The organism is Grimontia sp. THUN1695, from assembly GCF_059704325.2.
Window position 1 is genome coordinate 1010801 of record NZ_AP046577.1, and the last position, 19567, is coordinate 1030367.

Consider the following 19567-nt stretch of genomic DNA (forward strand, 5'->3'; position numbering starts at 1 on the left):
AAAGGAATACATCATGGACACTAGAATTCAATTTCGTGTTGATGAAGAAACAAAACGCCTAGCTCAACAAATGGCTGAGAGCCAAGGTCGCACGCTGAGCGATGCTTGCCGTGAACTTACAGAGCAACTCGCTGAACAACAAAGAAAAGCTTTATCTCACGATGCGTGGCTAACTGAACAAGTAAACCTAGCATTTGAGAAGTTTGACTCAGGAAAATCCGTTTTCGTTGAGCACCAAACTGCTAAATTTCGAATGGAGGAGCGCAAAGCCAGAATCCGAAATCGAGGTAAGCAATGATTTTATGGGAAGAAGAGTCACTGAATGATCGTGAAAAGATCTTCGAGTTTCTTTATGACTTCAACCCTGATGCGGCAGAGAAAACTGACGATCTCATTGAAGCAAAAGTAGAAAACTTGCTTGAGCAACCTCTAATGGGAGTACAAAGAGATGGAATTCTCGGACGGTTACTTATAATTCCTGAGATTTCTATGATCGTATCTTACTGGGTAGAAGGCGATATCATCCGTATCATGCGCGTACTCCACCAGAAACAAAAATTCCCTATGGATTTTTAAGGACAGGCACTCTAAGAAATAGACGTTGATAAAAAATCTCGTCACAGTCATCTCGCTTTCTGCCAATCACCCCCCCGCGCTGGTGCCTGCCGAATCACTCGTTAACCTTCCTAATGTGACACTTCAAAACATTCCAGGCACGACCCAGTTCAGTGCGTTTGCCGAGTGCACCGAACGTGGCATAAAAATTCTTGGCTCAGAAGGAGAGGGCACGCTTTGTCACGAGCCGGAGAGGTTTCAAGAAAGAATAATCATCAGCGAATGTTAGATGTAATTTGGGCGGCGCTTGATCATTCGTCGGATTAATGCATCAGCGACATCTCAAAAACAGCACTTAGATGTGGCTCAATACAGAGTGATCTCCATCCATCACGGATAAAACAGGGGGTAGCTGTGACAGGGAAAGACGACAGCTTTATCACCATCGCAACAGCCCCCCTTTTCCTCCGTTGCGACGGTAGAGTCTGGCTATACAGCTTGTCTGCATGAAATTTCCAGAATACTTGAGGTTTTTCTATTAAGGTTCGGATGTTGGTATTTTTGTCCGGTAAAAATTAGACTATTGGGTAATTTTTTTTCTGGATTGGCTCAATCCCTCATCAGTCTGATGCTTTTTAGTGCAGACCATTGGTAGCATAAAATCTCTTTTACGATGTGTGGGATTTTTATGCAAAAATTAGTAACAAACTCGGTTGAAGTTTCAGGTTATGACCTGATTATTACTGACGCTTCTGGAAACAAACAGACAATCAAAGATGGGCTTTCATCCCTGTTTATGGGGGAGCTGCAATTGGAGTCCTCATCCGGAGAGCTGATTACCCACGATCAAGTAATCAATTCGATCAATGGGGCTTCTTTGGGGCTGGATAGTGTATTTTTCGAAGAATTAATCACCAGTGATAAGCCATCTGAGGCCGAAGAAAATGCTAAAGACATTGAACAAAAAGAAGCGCAACAAGGGCAAGAAGAACAAGAAGATTTAGAAAAGGTATTAGAAGAGCTTCAAGCTCAAATAGAAAGCTACAAAGAACTCGTCAAAGAAGCGATGGTTGAAGAGGCTTCAGACTCAGCTTCTGAAGAACAAGAAGAAGTTCAACAACAAAAAGAAATCAAAGATAATGTTCTTTCGGAACAACTTTCTCAGATGCTGCGTCCAGATGAGCAAAAAGTTGAAGCTGCCTCTAGTCCGACAGCAGATAAGCCTGATTCATCGTCAAGCTCATCGAATTCAAGCAGCCAAGAAGAGGTAAAAGAATCCATCCCCGTTAATCCAAATCAGTCTGTCCTGTTTATCTCGGGTAATCTTGATAAATCAAAAGATACCGGCCTAGTCGGTGATGCGATCACCAGCACCCAGAAACCTACATTCACTGGTTCAGCGCCCCCTGGTGCGGAAGCCGTTTTACTCATTAATGGTAAAACCTATGACCTCACTATTGATGAAAACGGTGCATGGACATTTGAATTACCAGAAGCACTGGAAGATGGTACACATACTTATGAACTTCAAGTGACTGATCCAGCCACTGGTGAAGAGGTTACTGTTAGTCAAAGTATCACTATTGATACCACTGCCTCTTTCATTGAGTCTGGCTTAGATAAAGACAGTGATACAGGCTTCAGTACTGCCGACGGCATTACAAACAATACACAGCCTACGATCACTGGTCGATGTGAACCAAACTCAACAGTTACAATTCAATTTGGTGAGTACACGTGGACAATCAAGTCCGATACTTCAGGTACTTGGACACAAGAGCTGCCAGCAATACTGAAAGATGGTGACTACACATACACTGTGACTGTTGTTGATGCAGCGGGTAACCAGTCTTCCGAACAATTTAACTTTACTGTAGACAGTAATGTAGCGCTGTCTGCATCGTTAGTTAATGGTACAGAAAAAGACGGAAAATATATTACCAACCAAAATAAACTGATTTTTGACGGAAAATCGGAAGTGGGTAGTGTTATTACACTGGTTATCGCAGATAAAACCTATACCACAACCGTGAAAGAAGACGGCTCATGGCAAATCAAATTAGACGAAGCGCTTGCTGATAGTGATTATAGCTACACCATTACTGCCACTGATGTAGCAGGTAATACATCTACAGAGCAAGGTAACGTTACTATTAAATCAGAAGCACCAGTGGTTTCTGTTGAATTGGAAAATGGCAGTGATTCAGGTGTCGCGGGTGACTGGGTCACTAACGCACAGCAGCCTGTTATTTCAATTAATATCCCACAAGACTGCGAAATTAAGGTCACTATTAATGGCAACGAGTACCAAGCATCGAAGGGAGAAGACGGTAAATACCTGCTCAATATTAACGAAGCTCTGGTTGATGGTACCTATCCAATTCATATCGAAGTGACCGATGAATATGGTAACGTCACTGTGGTTAATAAAGATCTGGTGATCGATACCCTGGCTCCTGAGTTTGAAGGTGGTATGGATGCGTCGTCTGATACCGGTGTGTCAGACAAAGATGGCATTACATCGAACAAAATGCCTACGCTATCTGGACAAACTGAGCCGTATGCAAGCGTTAAAATTACGTTTGAAAATGGAGAGGTGATTGAAGTAAAAGCGGATGCTATGGGTAAGTGGAGTTACTCAATCCCGACCGAGTTAGAGGAGGGTACTTACACTTACACAATTGAAGTTTCAGATACTGCGGGTAACAAATCTTCTGAGGAGTTTAGCTTTACGATAGATAATCATGCTGAAATTTCTGCATCGGTGATTAATGGTACAGAAAAAGACGGAAAATATGTTACCAACCAAAGCAATCTTATCTTTGGTGGTAAAGCAGAAGTGGGTAGTGTTATTACACTGGTTATCGCAGATAAAACCTATACCACAACCGTGAAAGAAGACGGCTCATGGCAAATCAAATTAGACGAATCGCTTGCTGATAGTGATTATAGCTACACCATTACTGCCACTGATGTAGCAGGTAATACATCCACAGAGCAAGGTAACGTTACTATTAAATCAGAAGCGCCAGTGGTTTCTGTTGAATTAGAAAATGACAGTGACTCAGGCGTTGCCGGTGACTGGATCACTAACGAACAACAACCTGTTATTTCAATTAATATCCCACAAGACTGTGAAATTAAGGTCACTATTCAAGGAAAAGAATATAATTTATCTCCGTCTGAAGATGGTAAGTATTCGATTGAATTTGATGGAAAACTTTCGGATAACACATACCTGATTCATATTGAAGTGACTGATCCATTTGGCAATGTAACTGTCATTGATAAAGATTTGGTGATCGACACTCAGGCACCTAATATTAATGGTGGTCTGAATGCATCATTTGATACAGGGGAATCAAACAGTGATGGCATTACATCGAATAAAAAGCCAATGCTGTTTGGACAAACAGAACCGCACTCAAGTGTTAAGATCACATTTAAAGATGGTAGTATTGTTCAAGTAAAAGCTGACGAAGAAGGGAATTGGAATTATCAAATTCCGACTGAGCTGGATGATGGTACTTATACTTATACGGTTGAAGTATCAGATGCAGCAGGAAACATTAAAACGGAATCATTTGAATTTACAGTAGATACTCAAATCACCCTAAGTGCCAAGCTTGATCCTGCGTTCGCGATGACGAACACATCAAACGATTATTCCACCACGAGTGTACGCCCGAACCTGAGCGGCCAGACTGATCCAGGTGCGAAAGTTGTTGTTGTGTGTGGTGGAAAAACGTATGAGACGCTGGCAGATGAAAACGGTAAGTGGGTAGTGACCCTGACAACTAATGCGACCGTTGGTGATAACGCCTTTACGGTAACATCAACCGATGCCGCAGGTAATACAACCTCTACCGAGTCAAAATTTGTCTATATACCAGATGGTGTTACACCGCCTTATGTTACCGTGGAATTGGATAAAAACAGTGACACAGGTAAACAGGGGGACAATATTACGTCAGATAAACGTCCTACATTGCATGGTACTGCAACCCCTGGCCTAACCGTGGTGATTAATATCGGTGATCAGGAATTTACTACAATCGCAGATAGTGAGGGTAACTGGTCTTTTGAATTCCAAACGGATTTAGAAGAAGGGTTAAATGAATATACTGTGACAGTAACAGACCCATCAACTGGTTTAAATAGTACTGCAACATCAAGTGTGTTTATTGATACTGGAGCACCTGAGATTAATCTATCTCTTGAGGAGATCCGTGATACGGGCGCCATAGGTGATTTCATTACACAGAACCGTTGGCCTGTATTTACCGGAAAGAGTGAGCCAAATTGTGAAGTGGCTATTACATTGGGTAATGTCACTAGGACAGTGACTACAGATGCGCATGGTAATTGGCGGTTGCCATGGGGAGAGCAAATGGCAGAAAACTCAACCAATAAATACAAAGTAACAATTACAGATGTGGCAGGTAATAAAACAGAAAGTTCTATTAATCTGGTTGTAGATAACTCAGCGCCAAACTTAACATTGTCTGGTTTAACTGATGAGTCAGATACCGGTAGAAAAGATAAAGTATGGACTATAGATTTAACCCCAGAAATTCATGGTAAAGCAGAACCTGGTTCAACAATTACCATTATGGTGAATGGTAATCTAACGTGGACGACGACAGCAGATAAAAACGGTAACTGGAAATTTGAAATACCATCAGGTGTTTTTTTGGATAATGGTAGAGAACAGTATAAAGATGTGTGGGTTACTGCGACCGACGCCGCAGGTAATTCAACACAGAAAAAGCAAACGATACATGTTCATAAGAAACATGATTTCAAAATTACTTGTGCTTTAACGAGTGATACAGACACAGATAATAAAGGTGATTGGACAACTACCAATAATAAACCCAAATTCACTGGGGATATTACCCTTAATGGAGGCGGTTCGATTAGTCACGGTACATTAACGATTAATGGAAAAGATTACCAATTAACCTTTGATACGAGCAGACAACCGTGGAAGTGGAACTGTTCGATTCCTGATGAATTGCCAGCAGGTGAGCTTAATTATGTGGTAACTGTTTATGATTCGTGGGGTAATGTCACGACCACTCAAGGCAAAGTGACGATCAGTAATTTGTCAGCTAGCTTGGATGGAACGTCTGACTCTAATGAATTGGGTGACAAGCTCACTAATGACAACACACCTAAATTAACCGGTACTTGTACGCCAGGCGCTGTGGTTCGTGTAGAGATCGGTCATAAGATTTATGAGGCTACGGTTAATGCTGACGGAACTTGGTCGGTAGAGATGCCTGAGCTGGCGGATGGCCATTATGAATATACAGTGACAGAGTCGCTCAATGGTGTGACTTCAAGTTGGACAAATGACGTCACAATTGATACCAAGAATGAGTCAGTCACTGCACAACTTGTAACGACAGGTACGGCTGAAAATACCACAAAAGAGGTAAACCCAACGCTGACAGGGAAAGGGGAACCCGGATCGAAAATCATCATCGTAGTGGACGGAAAAACCTACTATGCCACTGTGGATGAGAATGGAGACTGGCAAGCTACATTAAGCAATGCGAATTTAAGTGACGGGCCCCATAAGGTGACCATCACCAGTATCGATAAGGCAGGTAATGAAGTCCCTCACGAGACATCTATTATCGTAGACAGTAGAGCGCCTGCATTACAATACGGACGTGTTGAGGAGGGGCTTCAAAGCCAGGGTGCATGTAGCATTAACACCCTGAAACCTGTTCTGGTTGGTAAAGGTGATGCGGGTGATACCATCAAAATTACCTTGGGAAGCCAAGTTATCACGACGACAGTTAAATCTGACGGCACATGGAGTATTCAGCTGCCACAACTGAACGGTGCTGAACAAGGTGAAGAGGGGCAACGTTTCAACATAACCATTGAAGCGATAAATGGAAAGACAGGTAGCGTTACTACGATTAACACCGAGCTGGTTTATGACACGACGACACAAGAGGATTTTGAGGTGTCGCTAGCGGAGTCATCAATAACAGGTGAAAGCGCTAGTTTAACCAATAACAAAACACCGACGATTGAAGGTCTGGTGGAACCCGGTTCGACAGTGATGATCACCATTAATAATCAAACCTACACTGTGAAAGCTAACGACAAGGGTGAGTGGTCTTATACCTTGCCTGAGCTACAAAATGGTCAACACACTGTTAAGGTGAGCTATACCGATAAAGCGGGAAATACATCGAAGGAAAAAGACTTTACGTTTGAAGTGAGTAACAGCCCGATTTCGGTTGCAGATAACACCGAGCTAAATAATGGCCACAACCATTACAAAGGCAATACACATACCTTGAAAGGTACTGTCTCTGTAGGTTGTAAAGTGGTGGTTACTATTAATGGCGAACAACACGAAGCAACCGTTGATGAGCATGGTAACTGGACGTTGCCTCTGACGGAGCTGGAAGATGGTATTTTCAACTACACGGTGACCGCAATTGACAAGTTTGGTAACAGCAACACCATCCAAGGCTCATTTGTGATTGACAATGATGCACCTGAAACCACGTGTGAACTGGCGACAGATTCAGGTAAACACGGTGATGATGTGACTAACGTTAAGAATCCAGTGTTCACAGGTAAAACAGAACCGGGTGCAGAAGTCATCTTCACGATCAATGATAAAGAGTATGAGACAACTGCGGGCGAAGATGGCAGGTGGCAGATCACTGTAACGGATGCGCTATCAGAAGAGAAGGAGTATTCATACACGGTAACGGTTGTGGACAAAGCCGGCAATGAAATTGAGACTCCTCTCAAAGGTCAAGTCACCATTTCCGCGACAAATAACCAACAAGTCACGGAAGCAGATTTGTCGGATAAGATGGATTTGGATAATGACAATGTAACCAACAATAAGTCGCCACAGCTTGTAGGTAAAGCACCGGCGAATGCTGTGGTGGTTGTCACCATTGCAGGTAACCAATATGAAGCAAAAGCAAACGAGCAAGGTGAATGGACGTTGAACATTCCAGGGCCGTTAGTGGATGCGAAGTATGACTATACTGTGCAGGTGAAAGACGATGTGGGCAATTTAGGTCCAGCGCTGTCTGGCAGTTTCACAGTAGACAGTTCAACGAAAGTGACCATCAACGGAGTCGAGCATGAAGAGGGATCTCAGATGGCTGACAATATGACCAATACCAAAACCCCAACGCTGACAGGTACTGCAGAGCCTGGGTCGACGGTGGTTGTCAAGATTAATGGTGTCGAATATACAGCCAATGTTGGGGAAGATGGCACTTGGACTGCCACGATCAATAATGCTCTTGATGATAAGACCTATGTCTATACCGTCACCACAACGGATAAAGCCGGTAATACATCACAAGCCGTGGGTACAGTCACGGTGGATACCGGTAAACCATTGGTCAACCAGGCTGGTTTGACAGATGAAAGTGAAACCGGTATCGCGGGCAGCAATATCACCAAATTTGATTGTCCAACATTTGAAGGTGTCACAGAACCAAATGCGACAGTGATTCTGAAAATAGGTGATGAAACATTCACTTTCCAAGCGAAAGAGAATGGTCACTGGGAGTTTACAATTCCGGAAGATAAGAAACTGTCTGACAATAATTATCAGTACACTGTCGAAGTGGTCGACCAAGCGGGTAATAAGTGTGACACTATCGTGAAAGGTGAAATAACCGTGAGTGTGTCTAAGCCTTCGGCATCTGCAAGCCTGCAGGTGGACACCAACACGGGTGGTAAAGATGACTTTGTAACATCAAACCAAAAACCGACCTTGTGTGGTAACACCAAACCGGGTTCGATCGTCGTGGTGACGATTGGTGAGAAGGACTATCTGGCAGAGGTGGACAGCAACGGTGCCTGGAAGCTTAATGTGAAAGAGGTACTCCAGGAAGGCGACCATAACTTTACGGTAAAAGTTATCGATAACGCGGGCAACACCAATACGGAAAGTGGCAAGTTCACCATTGATTTGACAATACCAGTAATGCATGAGGTCAGCATCAATGATGAAAACCTTGCCCTGAAAGACACAGAACACGAACAAATTGATACGGCAGGTAATAAGCTGATCAATGATTTGACTCCTAGATTCGAGGGTAATGCAGAGCCGCTTTCGACAGTGCAGTTAACTATTGGAGGCCACACCTATACAGCACAGGCAAATGCTGATGGTGTTTGGTCAATCGAAGTTACACATGAACTGGCGAATACGGAGCACCACTACAGTCTGGTAACGACTGACCAAGCAGGAAACCAGAGCGTTGCGTTTGGTTCACTTACCGTCGATAACCAGATGGATAAACCTGAAATCGATAACGCCATGTTGGTTGGCATGGATAAAGTACAGCTAATGGGAGAAATCGACGAGGACGTAGTATCTGTTCAAATTACCATTGGTGAAGAATGCTTTGAAGCCGTAGTGACAGAGGGTATTTGGTCTGTGGAAATTGACCAGGAGCTCTACAAGCATAATCAAGAGTTCGTGATTGAAGCAACCGATAAAGCAGGTAATACGACGACAACGGAAGGAACATTTGATCGTGAAGTTAATGCACCGGAAGTGGATGAGCACCTGTGTGTAGGCGGTGATCAAATCAAACTTATTGGTTCTGCGGATCTTGATATTACCAGTATCAAGATTACGGTTGTTAATAAGGAATATGATGCGACTATTGACAACGGTAGATGGTCGGTAAATATTCCACAAGACGAGTTTGACAAAGGTAAAGGATACACGATCACTGCGGTGGATAAAGTAGGTAATGTATCTTCGACGACAGTAAAACTTGAAGATGAAGGTAATTCTGAATCGACGACATCAACTGAGACTGAGCAACGTGATATAAATATCTATGTTGAGCATAGTCCAGAGATAGATATAGACGATTCACACGATATCTAAAAATCTCTGTGAGAGGTCAGACAATGGCAAAGAATACCTAATGGCCAGATAATAAAAGGCCCTACATTAATGTAGGGCCTTTTATTTTTCATGAAATACGTTTATATGTGGCAGGTGTTATCCCATATTGCTTTTTAAAACAGGAAACAAAGTAGGACACATGGGAAAAACCACATTTTTGTGCTACAGTGCTGACTCTCATTCCAGGAAGTAAAAGCAACTCTTTAGCATAAGACATTCTAGCAGCAGTATATATATGACTAAAGGACGTGCCTTCTTTCTTTAACTTCCGTTTTATGGTTGATTCACTCATAAATAACACATTTGACAATGAACTCAAATTCCATGGTTTTTCAATGTCTTGATATATTTTTGAGTAAATCTTTTCTGATAGTGATGTTTTTCCAATATAGATATCTTGCTTACCTGCTTGTGCAAACCAGATAAGGAGATACATCATCATGTGGCTATATTCAGTAGAGATAGATGCTGCATTGAAATCAGGCGAAGAATTAATATCTCTTAAGGCATGGAAAATTTCCACAAAACCAGGCTTTATTGGTGAGCTTAAAAAGGTTTCTTCATCATGAGACTTGGAAACCCAGCGACTGAGTTTGATGGTGAATTCTGAGGATAAATAGAATAACTCTGGTATCTTTAACGCCCAAATATCACAATGGTTGTTGCGAGTGATAATATTAATCTTTTTCTTATAGCTAGATGTTATACAGATTAATGAAGGTGATTTAAATTTAGCAACATCATTACTCTCGTTGTATAGTTTAACCTCGCAATTTATATTTAAAATCAAATAAGAACCTCTCACATCCATGTCTAAAGTGTATGATGAAACATTTTTCTGTTGAATACTATTAATTCTATCAGTGAACATTTCCATAAATAAACCTTTTTAATCTTATAATAAATGATCAATAAATTTATGCAACTCAAATTCCTTTATGTACATATTTATATGGAAAGAAGTTAAAATATCAGGAAATGGTTTTATCACCTACAAATGTAGTGTAAGAAGTAGAATACATCAAATACGTCTTTACTAATTATCATACTTGACACATCTTTTCATAAACAAAGAGTAAAATACAAGCACATATACTCCATTCAAAAATATGTTTAACATGTTGATATAATAGGGGCTATCCTAGTATAGAAGCAGGATAGATATACATCGGTGTTTTTTTGGATATTGTAATTACTTCATAAACTTTCTCGTGAGCAAAGGGAAGTAATATTCTCATTACTCTAAATTGAATAAATAGGAAGATAAGCCATATTGATAAATTCTTATTTCATGGAACGCAACAATATTATGTAATCATTTAAGGTTTAAGCGCAACGTAAATCATTTATATTTCATGCCATATAAAATCATCATTGACTATAAAAATTCAAAATTGAACATTGGTTATTAATATCGTATCGAGTCATAACTGTGAAATTCACATTAATTCATTTTTTATCCTGTTGGTTGTATTGTCAGTAGTGGATTGAGCTTAATTTATAATGTTTGGTCCGATCTTGATATTGTGGCTAATAATAAATCAAATATAATCATCGACTCGGTTGGGATTATTATTTTATATGTATGAACGAAGACGAATATAGTAACGATGAAGAGCTTGCCCCTATGGTGGATGGCCTGAGTGGGACTCTTTGTGTATTGATATTGATATCGACAGTATTCATGATATCGAGTACCACCAAAATTTTTGAGGAAATCACAGGGAGTTTTCTTAAGTTTGAAGAGTCAGTATTAAACCTTGATAAAAATACGGTGAGCTTCAATGAAGGGCTATTTTTAAGTCCGATGCAAATAAATGATGTGTCAGAAAAAATAAATTCAATGAATGGTGACAGCATTGAGTTGAATATATTTATGCCAGAAAGAATAAAAAATAGATATAAAAAGATGGTGTATAACCTCTTATATTTTAAATCAAAAATCAAGGTGAAAAAAAAATTATCAATGAAAATGGGAACTGAAGAAATTTGCAAGGATAATAATTCATGTATTTATTGGAAGGTTGAGTAAATGTTTATTCTTGGTACACTAGCATACATTATCGTTATTTTATCGTATTTACATATTAAAGCTATTTCTGAGATGGTGGATGAAGCACTATTACTTGCACCAGAAATTAGCTTAGGAATGTTATTCCTATATATTTTACCATTATTTATTCATATTTATCATATACTGCGTAAGAAAAAAACAATAAAAGATCTTGCTGTAATTGATAAACAAACAAAACTTGCTGCATCTATATCCGTTTCATTGGGCCTAATCGGTACATTCCAGGGACTGACCGCTATGGTATCCGCAATTGCGGGATCATTAGGTGGCGATGGTGACATGATGGAAAAGATCAATACGATGATGGCGTCAATATCTACAGCGTTGGCGGCAATGTCGTATGCATTCTTGACATCAATTCTTGGTGTAGCGATATCAGTTTTACTACTGATAAGTCTTAATTTTTGGTGTTCCTATTACAAGGGAAAAGATAATTCAAACACATCATATTCATCGGAAGCTCTCAACGAAGTTCATCAAAAATTGGAATCTCTTTCAGCAGTTACAGTAGAGTTAAACGAAAAAATATTTATTCTTTCTAATTCTAATGAAGATAATAAAAATGCATTAGAAAAAATTGAAAAGGTTGCTTCTAACCTAGAAGAAATACTAATGCTATTGAAGGAAAGTGAAGCTAGAAACATCAAAGGAGTTGATAGGTTAGTATCTACTTTACATGAGGGATTTAAGTTATTAATACTTGAAGGTGAAAAAGTACAAGATAGTATCAATAACAATATGTTAGAACTTTCCAATAGACTGGAAATTAATAATGAAACCTTGAAAGAAAACTTCAAAAAAGAAAGTCTTAGTATTAAAGATAAAATGAAGAAAGCTATCGAGGCTATCTATGAAATATAAATCATTTATAACTACAGTTATTATTTTAATTATGAGTCCAAAGTCTTATGCTATATCACATATGGAATTTTTTAGCCAGCTATATGATAATTCGTCTCAAATTAAAGTAAAGAAGTATGAGTTAGAATCTGAGATTGAGAAAAGTTCACAGGCAAAACTTTACTTTTTGCCTAAAGTAAGGGCTGACTATACTACTAAAAACACCATTGAAGGTGAAAGCACTGAAGCCAAAATATCTGCCAATGCAACGATTTTTACAACAGAAACCGGTGTTAATTTAGATATTGCTGATAGTCAGGTAGACTTGAGTAGTCTTTCACTTAAGCAAGAAGAAGAAAATCTTTATAGGTTGATGTTAGAAAATGTGATAAGTATTAAAGTCTATAGTGAATTATTGAGTGATGCAGAAGATTTAAAACAACAATCTATCGATATTTACAACCAAATTGAGCGAAATTATGAATTAGGTTTGGCAAAGTCGAGTGATCGTAACCAAGGTAAATTGTTAGTTGAACGCATTCAGACTGATATTGAGAGCATTAGCCGAGAAATAGAACTCTTCAAGTCAAACATTGAATTAGCGACGGGTGTTCAATATCCAGAAAATGAAGTGACAATTGATGAAAAGCTTTTAAATTATATCGAAAATTTCGAGTCTAGCACTGAAGGGCTGAAAAAGAATATAGAATACCAGATTGTCAGTATTCAAGCAGATGTTGCTAAAAAAGAGATACGGCAGCAATATCCTCTATTAGATCTTAAACTTATATCAGAGTATAAGTTTACAGATGGTGAACGAGCGGATGATTCCCATATTGGTTTACAGGCGGGATTGAATTTATTTAACTATGATAATTATTCGAACCTTAAATCTAAATCAAAGCTATATTTAGCTGCAGTAGAAAAAGCTGAAAACAAATTCAAAGAAATAGAATCAAAATTAAAAACAACATCATACACACGACAGTCTAATATCGAAGAAATGAAAAGTCTGTATGATCAGTTGGAAACAACAGAAAATATATTAACAAACCAGTATAATGAATATCATATTTCACAATCTTCATACTATGAGATGTTGAATACAAGATATGATCTATTTTCAACTAAAAGAAAAATTGCAGATAAAAAAATAAGTATATATCTAAACAGTATTGAAATGCTACAGCTTAACGGTACATTGATTAATAATGAATACTAAAGTTAGCAAACATATATTAATAACATTAACATCATTATTAATGTTATTTGTTATGCTTTATGTATTTAAAATAGATATCGTAACTCCTGGTAAAGGTATCATATCAGGTGCTTCTGATAAAATTGAAATTGTCAGTCCAAGTTCTGGACTAATAAAAGACTTTAACATCAAAACAGGACAAGAGGTCTTTCCTGGTGAAATATTATTCTCATATACAAACTTAGACGCTTTTTATCAAGAGAAATCTTTAAAGAATTTATTAGAATTCAGTGATAAAAAGATAAAAAGTTTGGAGAAAGATTTTGAGGTATTAAATCTATTGCTGGAAGGAAAAATAGATGAAGTTAAAAAATTTTTCGTACAAGAAAAAGGATATTTTAAATTTGAGGGATTAATATCATATAAGTTTTATAAAGAATATGAAGCTTTGGAGAATGAGCGTGAAATATTTGAAAAGAAGAAGAAAAACTATCTAAAGGAGCAAGTTGTTCTTAACGGACAGAAAGAAATTCTTAATGAAAAATCGAACTTATTAAAAAATTCCAAAGCGCCAGTTGTAGAGAGATTAAATAATAAGTTAGAAATATCTCGTTTAGAGTCTCAAATAAATGCTGGGGAAATGTCTTTTCTAACATACCAAAGTGATATAAATACAAGAACTAATGAATTTGAAACTAAACTTATAGAAAAGATAGAAGAAGTGAATGATAGGCTCTTTGATTTTACGAAAACGAAGCTTGAAAAGTCAGGTGAAATTGAATTACTAACAAATAAATTAAATGCGAACAATGTTGAATCTCCTGTGCATGGCATAATATTAAGCATAGAGAAAAACCTGATAAATAATTCGTATATAGAAACAAATCAAACAGTTCTTACAATTAAAAAGAATCAAGGAAAAAGAATTGTTGATGCAAAATTTGATGCGAAATATAGACCTTTTTTATATCTTAATGGAAAGGTAAAAATTCAAGTTGACTCACCTGGATTTAAGAAGTATTTGACAGGTAGAATATCAAAGATTAGTGCTGACTCTTTCTCAGATGAAAATAAAGATGATAGTTATCGTTATTATAAAGTAGAGATTATTCCAGAAGAACAAGAAGAAATAACAGCGCAGTATGAAGGTATTCAAGTTAATGCTTATGCAATTAGTAAAAAAATATCTATATTGAACTATTTAACCGCTCTAGTTGGAAACAATATGGTTTTTAACGTATGGTGATAAAATGCTAGGTTTTGTATCTGCTTTATCTTCTGCTGTTGCAGTAATGATATTAATAATGGCAACATTGTTGATTAACCTTGGTTTAATAATGATAAATAAAGAAGAGGAGGCAAAGACGGTTAGGATTGATAAACTAGATATAACTGAAGAAGTAGCTAAAACAGATGATGTTAGTTCATCAGGATTATCTCTTTCACTTCAAGAATTAAAAAAAATTAAAAATAGTAATAGTAAGAATCTTGTGATTTATTGTGAGTATGGGAACAATCTATCTGAAGATGTCGCAAGAAAGATATCGACTTTAAATTATTTAAGAATAAAAATGGCGGTGAAAGATGCTAATGTTGAACTTAGACCGCCTGTTTTCAAAAATTCATCAACTAACACGTGTTATGTAGAGAAGAAATGATGGATGTAGCAATAAAAAAATATTTTTCTCTTTGTGGTGAGAGAGTAAAAGACTTCTCTGCTGTTGACTCATCGGAAATCAAAACATGTATTAACGAATATGTTAAAAGTAAGATGTTCGAATATACATATGAAAGTATGATTTTCGATGCAGATCACTCTCCTGATCTTTTTATCTGTAAAATAAAAAATGAAAAATATTTTGTGATCAGGAAGGATAAGCACGGTTATGTTAATGTAACAAAAGATGAGTCTATTGAAACTGATCTATTGTTAGGAAGAGAAATTTTCTTTTTCAAAAAACACCCAATCATTAAAGAGGATACGGATTTATATCATGTTTTTAGGACCATGATTCCTAAACAAGGTCTGTGGGGGATCCCATTGATCTTTTTTGCTTTATTGAGCCCTTTTTACTCAAATATATTTAACTCAAGATTAATGTATAGTGATTCATCATATTCATTTTTCTTTATCTCTTCTATTTTTATTATAATATTAGTCATTGAGACTGTGTTAAAATCATCAATTTACACATTATCAGCAAATCAGATTAAGAATAATAATATGTTATGTAGTATGTATTGGCTAGATTTCATGAAGATATCTAGATGTAGATCATCTTCCATGAAAATAAGGGCCATTGATTCATCCCTAACATATATCTGGGAGTCTTTCCCTCAAATTGTTATTGATTTTTGCTTGGTATTTTTATTCTGTACTTGTTTATCTTTCATGTTAGGTAAGTATGCAATAATTTTGTTAGCCTATTATACGCTATTGGTTACACTTTTAATTTATGTTCGATTTAAAAACTATAAAAGGAGTTTGATAAATAATGCAACTAATTATGAAAAATTAGGTACAAATATATCTATTGAAGATAAAAGAAATGAACTGAAATTTTTAAACGATAACCATTTTAAAGATGTTTATTTCAGAAAATGTAGCTCAGATGAAAGAAGTAAATTCGAATCACAAACTGAAAATCATCATTGGTCTGAATTGATTAGGGCTAATACATTTATTTCAATAGTAGTACTCTATACAGCATGCTATTTTTCTGTAAGTAATGGGGATGTTTCCCCTGCTATTGTTATTGCTCTTATGATTATAAACTCGAGACTTTCATCATCTTTAGTCGGGGTAACAAATCGATGTTATATGTATAGAATACAGAATTACCATTTAAAAGAAAGTCTAGCCGCTCTTTTTAAAGACAGAAGACCTTACATTTCTTTTGGTCTTAATGTTGATAAAGTAGAATCAATTGAAATAGAGGGGTTAACAGTCAAAGCGGGTGATAATACAATATTAAGTAATTTTAGTCGTTCATTGAAGCCTGGGGACTTTCTCGGTATTTATGGACCAAGTGGTTGTGGTAAAACGACACTGATTAAAACCTTATCGGGCCTAGAGAATAGTTCAAATGGTGATATTAAGATTAATAATATCGCTGTGAATAGATTGAGTGAGGATTTTTTCCAAAGGAAAGTGTCTTATCACTCTGCAAACAGTTGCTTTATTAAAGGTACACTAATAGACAATTTCAAGTGTTATGGAATTGTTAATAATAATGAAATAGTAAAAATCATTAAGAAATGTTGTCCGAAATTATCTATAAACAGAGAAAATCTTGATGAGAAAGATGTGGAAGATTTGCAGCTTTCAAATGGAGAAAAGCAAAAACTTCTCCTTGAATTATCGTTAAATAAGAAACCTGATATTATTTTTCTTGATGAGTCAACTTCTTTCCTCCCATCTAATGAAGCTTTTGATATAGTGAATGAAATTAAAAACAATAATAAAAATGCAATCATTATTATGTCGACACATGATTCTGCGCTTTTAACATTGTGTAATTGTTCAATATCATTGGGTAAACAGTCTATTAAAACTACGCATTCCGGAAACAGTAAAGTAATTCGTGTCGTATCATGACACGACCACAAAGGTGGTGAAAAACGTCCGTGCGTTTCTAAGCAAATGTGAGTCATTATGACTTCGAGCCTTTGAGTGCTTTCTTCGCCAGTTCGTCGGTCAGCATATGCATTTCCGGCAAGATTCGGTGAATCAGGTGCAACTGCTGTATCACCATACAAGCGGAGCTGCTTTCCTCTTCACGCCAGCGCGCAAGGTTCTTACCCAGTGCTTCGTCGTGCGTCGGGGGATTTTCGAAAGGCTCACCTGCCAGTTTCGCCACCAGACAATTCAGCTCATGATGAATGCCACGGTGCGCTTTGGAGACCAGCTCATGGATGCTGTCATCGTCCATTTGCATGCGGTGTGCCCCCAGCGCCGAAATATAGCTCAGCATGGCGTGGCTCAAGCATAGAAAGCGGAAGCTTTCATCTGTCGCGGTGCGGTAACGGCCGGGCTCTGCCAGCATGTTACTGATGGCGGTGGTGAGCTGGGCATCGTTGTTGTGTGCTTCACGGCGCGCAACCCGATAGGCCATGTTGTCGCGCTTGCCAATACGGTATTGGCCAATGATTTGCGCCAGATAGTCGCGGTTGGCGGCAACGGCATCTTTCATGATCCCGCGAAGGCGGTGCGCCTGCCAGTCTGGCAGGACAAAACGCACGGCCAGTACGGCAAGGGCGCAACCCACCAGGGTGTCGCCAAGGCGCGGCAGGATCACCGCGTAGCCTTCACCCTGCTGGTTAAAGCACATTAACACCAGAAGGGTCATAAACGTTGTTGCGGCGGTGTAATGCGTTGTGCGGAAGGCAAAGAACAATACGCCAAATAACACCATGAGCACCCGTTGTCCGGCGAGATCTAAGAATGTGAGCAGTAGAAAACCTACCAACAAACCAATCAGGGTGCCAGAAATACGCTCGGTCATTTTGCTGCGGGTTGCCGAATAATTGGTTTGGCAGACAAACAGAATAGTGAGCAAAATCCAGTAGCCACGTGTGAGATCAAAACCTTGGATAATACCGTAGCCGACAGCCAGTGTTAGACTCAATCTCACCGCATGACGGAATAGCAGGGATTTTGGTGTCAACTGGGCACGGACACGGGCAACCATTTCGCGGAAACTGTGAGCATCGTAGTCTGCGATTTCTCTGTCTTCATCACCCTGTGCGATATCGGGGGTACTGATGTTGGCAAGCTGGCGTTCAACTGTTGCCAGATTTCTGAACAGATAATCAAGCTGCGGTAGGTGTGGGATCCATGCGGGGTTTTTCTGTGCCTTGATATATGCCAATGACTCATTCAGCTCATCGAATGCTTTGACGCTTTCCTCGCTGTGGGAATAGGGTTGCCCTAACGTCAGGCTGTGAGAGATGTCAAGACACGCTTTGGACTGAAGCTTGAGCAAGCGCTGTATACGGAACATCACATCGCTATGGAAGAAAGCTTCTGCCAGCTCTTGATAACGGTAGTGTGAGGAGTTGGCACGCTCGTGAATGTCCTGGGCGAGGAAATAGATTTTCAGAAACTGACGCTTGCTGTCGCTGAGCCTGCCACCTCGAACCCGGTTCAATAGGGCGTTTTTTGCCGCATTCAGTGCGGAAACGACTTTGGCGTTTTCCCTGGCATCCTGCAGGCGCAGTGGCTGTGGGTTTAAGTGATGGCATGCCTGGAACAGGCTCGATCTCTGGTCAAAATATCCAGACAGGGTGTTAAACAGGGCGGCAAGGCTTTGCTGAATCGGTTGATGCGGCCAAAGGAGCAGCCAAATCAACGAGATCACGCCGTAAAGTGTGGCGCCAGCCAGCAAGAGTGAAGGTTGGTACCAGAGATTTTGCGACTCATGTGCGCCAAGCATGGTGTAAACAGCAATCAGGATGGACGCAAATGCAATGCTAGTATAGCGTGCCCCTATCGCCCCCAGCATGATAAACCCGAAGGTTGAGGTCATGAGACCGGTAACAAACAGCAGCGGGTAATCGAAAAGGAGTTCGATGGAAAAGGTCGCCACCGCGAAACAGACAAGAGTAGTGAACAGGGCGGAGAGCCTGCCGGAAAAGTTGTCGTCGGTTTCAGCCAGTGCGGACGCGATAATACCAAGGATAAGCGGTGTGATGGCTTCAGAAGTTCCATACCACCAACAGGGGATGGCTACACCGATAAGCGCGATAAAGACCCGGACACTGTAATTGATGCGGCTATTGGTCCAGTACTCCCGGATTGTGAGAGAAGCTTTCTTTGAAATCATAACGACACTAAGCGGGATGGAATGGAGCTAAGATAGCAGAATAAAGATTGCTTCCAAGGGAGGAGATTAAAAAGGATGAGCATTTGCTTTATTTTTCATCTACTCAGTCAAACACGTGCGTCTGTATGTTATCAATAACCTCT

At 39.0% G+C, this 19567-nt stretch carries 11 protein-coding genes; 9 read left to right on the top strand and 2 right to left on the bottom strand.

The genetic code is table 11. From position 1 onward, the window contains the following. Window positions 1–13: 13 nt before the first annotated feature. From AC6IB1_RS08220 to AC6IB1_RS08230, 3 genes are all read left to right on the top strand, one after another. Window positions 14–298 carry a type II toxin-antitoxin system TacA family antitoxin gene (locus AC6IB1_RS08220; RefSeq protein ID WP_497568599.1) on the top strand — a complete coding sequence of 95 codons (285 nt, stop codon included), beginning with the start codon at window positions 14–16 and terminating at the stop codon, window positions 296–298. Next, window positions 295–576, top strand: coding sequence for a type II toxin-antitoxin system RelE/ParE family toxin (locus AC6IB1_RS08225; protein ID WP_497568600.1), 282 nt, complete (start codon window positions 295–297; stop codon window positions 574–576). Before AC6IB1_RS08220 ends, AC6IB1_RS08225 begins: the two co-directional genes overlap by 4 nt. 667 nt (window positions 577–1243) lie before the next feature. Then, the gene (locus tag AC6IB1_RS08230; protein ID WP_497568601.1) at window positions 1244–9463 is read left to right on the top strand and encodes an Ig-like domain-containing protein; all 8220 of its coding nucleotides are present in this window, start codon (window positions 1244–1246) and stop codon (window positions 9461–9463) included. A gap of 88 nt (window positions 9464–9551) precedes the next feature. Here AC6IB1_RS08230 and AC6IB1_RS08235 read toward each other — a convergent pair whose 3' ends face one another. Continuing rightward, on the bottom strand, window positions 9552–10361 hold the full coding sequence (locus AC6IB1_RS08235) for a helix-turn-helix domain-containing protein (protein ID WP_497568602.1): 810 nt from the start codon (window positions 10359–10361) through the stop codon (window positions 9552–9554). A gap of 708 nt (window positions 10362–11069) precedes the next feature. Between AC6IB1_RS08235 and AC6IB1_RS08240 the strand changes: the two genes are divergently transcribed. The 6 genes from AC6IB1_RS08240 to AC6IB1_RS08265 are packed head-to-tail and all read left to right on the top strand — an operon-like array spanning window position 11070 to window position 17197. Next, window positions 11070–11516 (top strand): hypothetical protein, encoded by a 447-nt coding sequence (locus AC6IB1_RS08240; RefSeq protein WP_497568603.1) that lies wholly within the window; start codon window positions 11070–11072, stop codon window positions 11514–11516. Beyond that, a complete protein-coding gene (locus AC6IB1_RS08245; RefSeq protein WP_497568604.1) occupies window positions 11517–12419 on the top strand; it encodes a hypothetical protein in 903 nt (300 codons plus the stop codon). After that, window positions 12409–13620 (top strand): TolC family protein, encoded by a 1212-nt coding sequence (locus tag AC6IB1_RS08250; RefSeq protein WP_497568605.1) that lies wholly within the window; start codon window positions 12409–12411, stop codon window positions 13618–13620. The genes AC6IB1_RS08245 and AC6IB1_RS08250 overlap by 11 nt, the downstream gene beginning before the upstream one ends. Then, on the top strand, window positions 13610–14845 hold the full coding sequence (locus AC6IB1_RS08255) for an HlyD family secretion protein (protein WP_497568606.1): 1236 nt from the start codon (window positions 13610–13612) through the stop codon (window positions 14843–14845). The genes AC6IB1_RS08250 and AC6IB1_RS08255 overlap by 11 nt, the downstream gene beginning before the upstream one ends. A gap of 4 nt (window positions 14846–14849) precedes the next feature. Then, the gene (locus AC6IB1_RS08260; RefSeq protein ID WP_497568607.1) at window positions 14850–15257 is read left to right on the top strand and encodes a hypothetical protein; all 408 of its coding nucleotides are present in this window, start codon (window positions 14850–14852) and stop codon (window positions 15255–15257) included. Continuing rightward, window positions 15254–17197, top strand: a complete 1944-nt coding sequence (locus AC6IB1_RS08265) for an ATP-binding cassette domain-containing protein (RefSeq protein ID WP_497568608.1) — start codon at window positions 15254–15256, stop codon at window positions 17195–17197. Before AC6IB1_RS08260 ends, AC6IB1_RS08265 begins: the two co-directional genes overlap by 4 nt. 55 nt (window positions 17198–17252) lie before the next feature. On the opposite strand, the gene yccS is transcribed toward AC6IB1_RS08265, so the two are convergent. Beyond that, complete coding sequence (gene yccS, locus AC6IB1_RS08270; RefSeq protein WP_497568609.1) at window positions 17253–19424, bottom strand: YccS family putative transporter; 2172 nt, start codon at window positions 19422–19424, stop codon at window positions 17253–17255. Window positions 19425–19567: the final 143 nt, after the last annotated feature.

What these genes read in the sequence shown, in the direction of transcription:
- AC6IB1_RS08265 (WP_497568608.1), top strand. Translation starts at nt 15,254, where the DNA reads ATGATGGATGTAGCAATAAAAAAATATTTTTCTCTTTGTGGTGAGAGA.
- AC6IB1_RS08250 (WP_497568605.1), top strand. Translation starts at nt 12,409, where the DNA reads ATGAAATATAAATCATTTATAACTACAGTTATTATTTTAATTATGAGT.
- AC6IB1_RS08255 (WP_497568606.1), top strand. Translation starts at nt 13,610, where the DNA reads ATGAATACTAAAGTTAGCAAACATATATTAATAACATTAACATCATTA.
- AC6IB1_RS08245 (WP_497568604.1), top strand. Translation starts at nt 11,517, where the DNA reads ATGTTTATTCTTGGTACACTAGCATACATTATCGTTATTTTATCGTAT.
- AC6IB1_RS08235 (WP_497568602.1), bottom strand. Translation starts at nt 10,361, where the DNA reads ATGGAAATGTTCACTGATAGAATTAATAGTATTCAACAGAAAAATGTT.
- AC6IB1_RS08230 (WP_497568601.1), top strand. Translation starts at nt 1,244, where the DNA reads ATGCAAAAATTAGTAACAAACTCGGTTGAAGTTTCAGGTTATGACCTG.
- AC6IB1_RS08220 (WP_497568599.1), top strand. Translation starts at nt 14, where the DNA reads ATGGACACTAGAATTCAATTTCGTGTTGATGAAGAAACAAAACGCCTA.
- yccS (WP_497568609.1), bottom strand. Translation starts at nt 19,424, where the DNA reads ATGATTTCAAAGAAAGCTTCTCTCACAATCCGGGAGTACTGGACCAAT.
- AC6IB1_RS08260 (WP_497568607.1), top strand. Translation starts at nt 14,850, where the DNA reads ATGCTAGGTTTTGTATCTGCTTTATCTTCTGCTGTTGCAGTAATGATA.
- AC6IB1_RS08240 (WP_497568603.1), top strand. Translation starts at nt 11,070, where the DNA reads ATGAACGAAGACGAATATAGTAACGATGAAGAGCTTGCCCCTATGGTG.
- AC6IB1_RS08225 (WP_497568600.1), top strand. Translation starts at nt 295, where the DNA reads ATGATTTTATGGGAAGAAGAGTCACTGAATGATCGTGAAAAGATCTTC.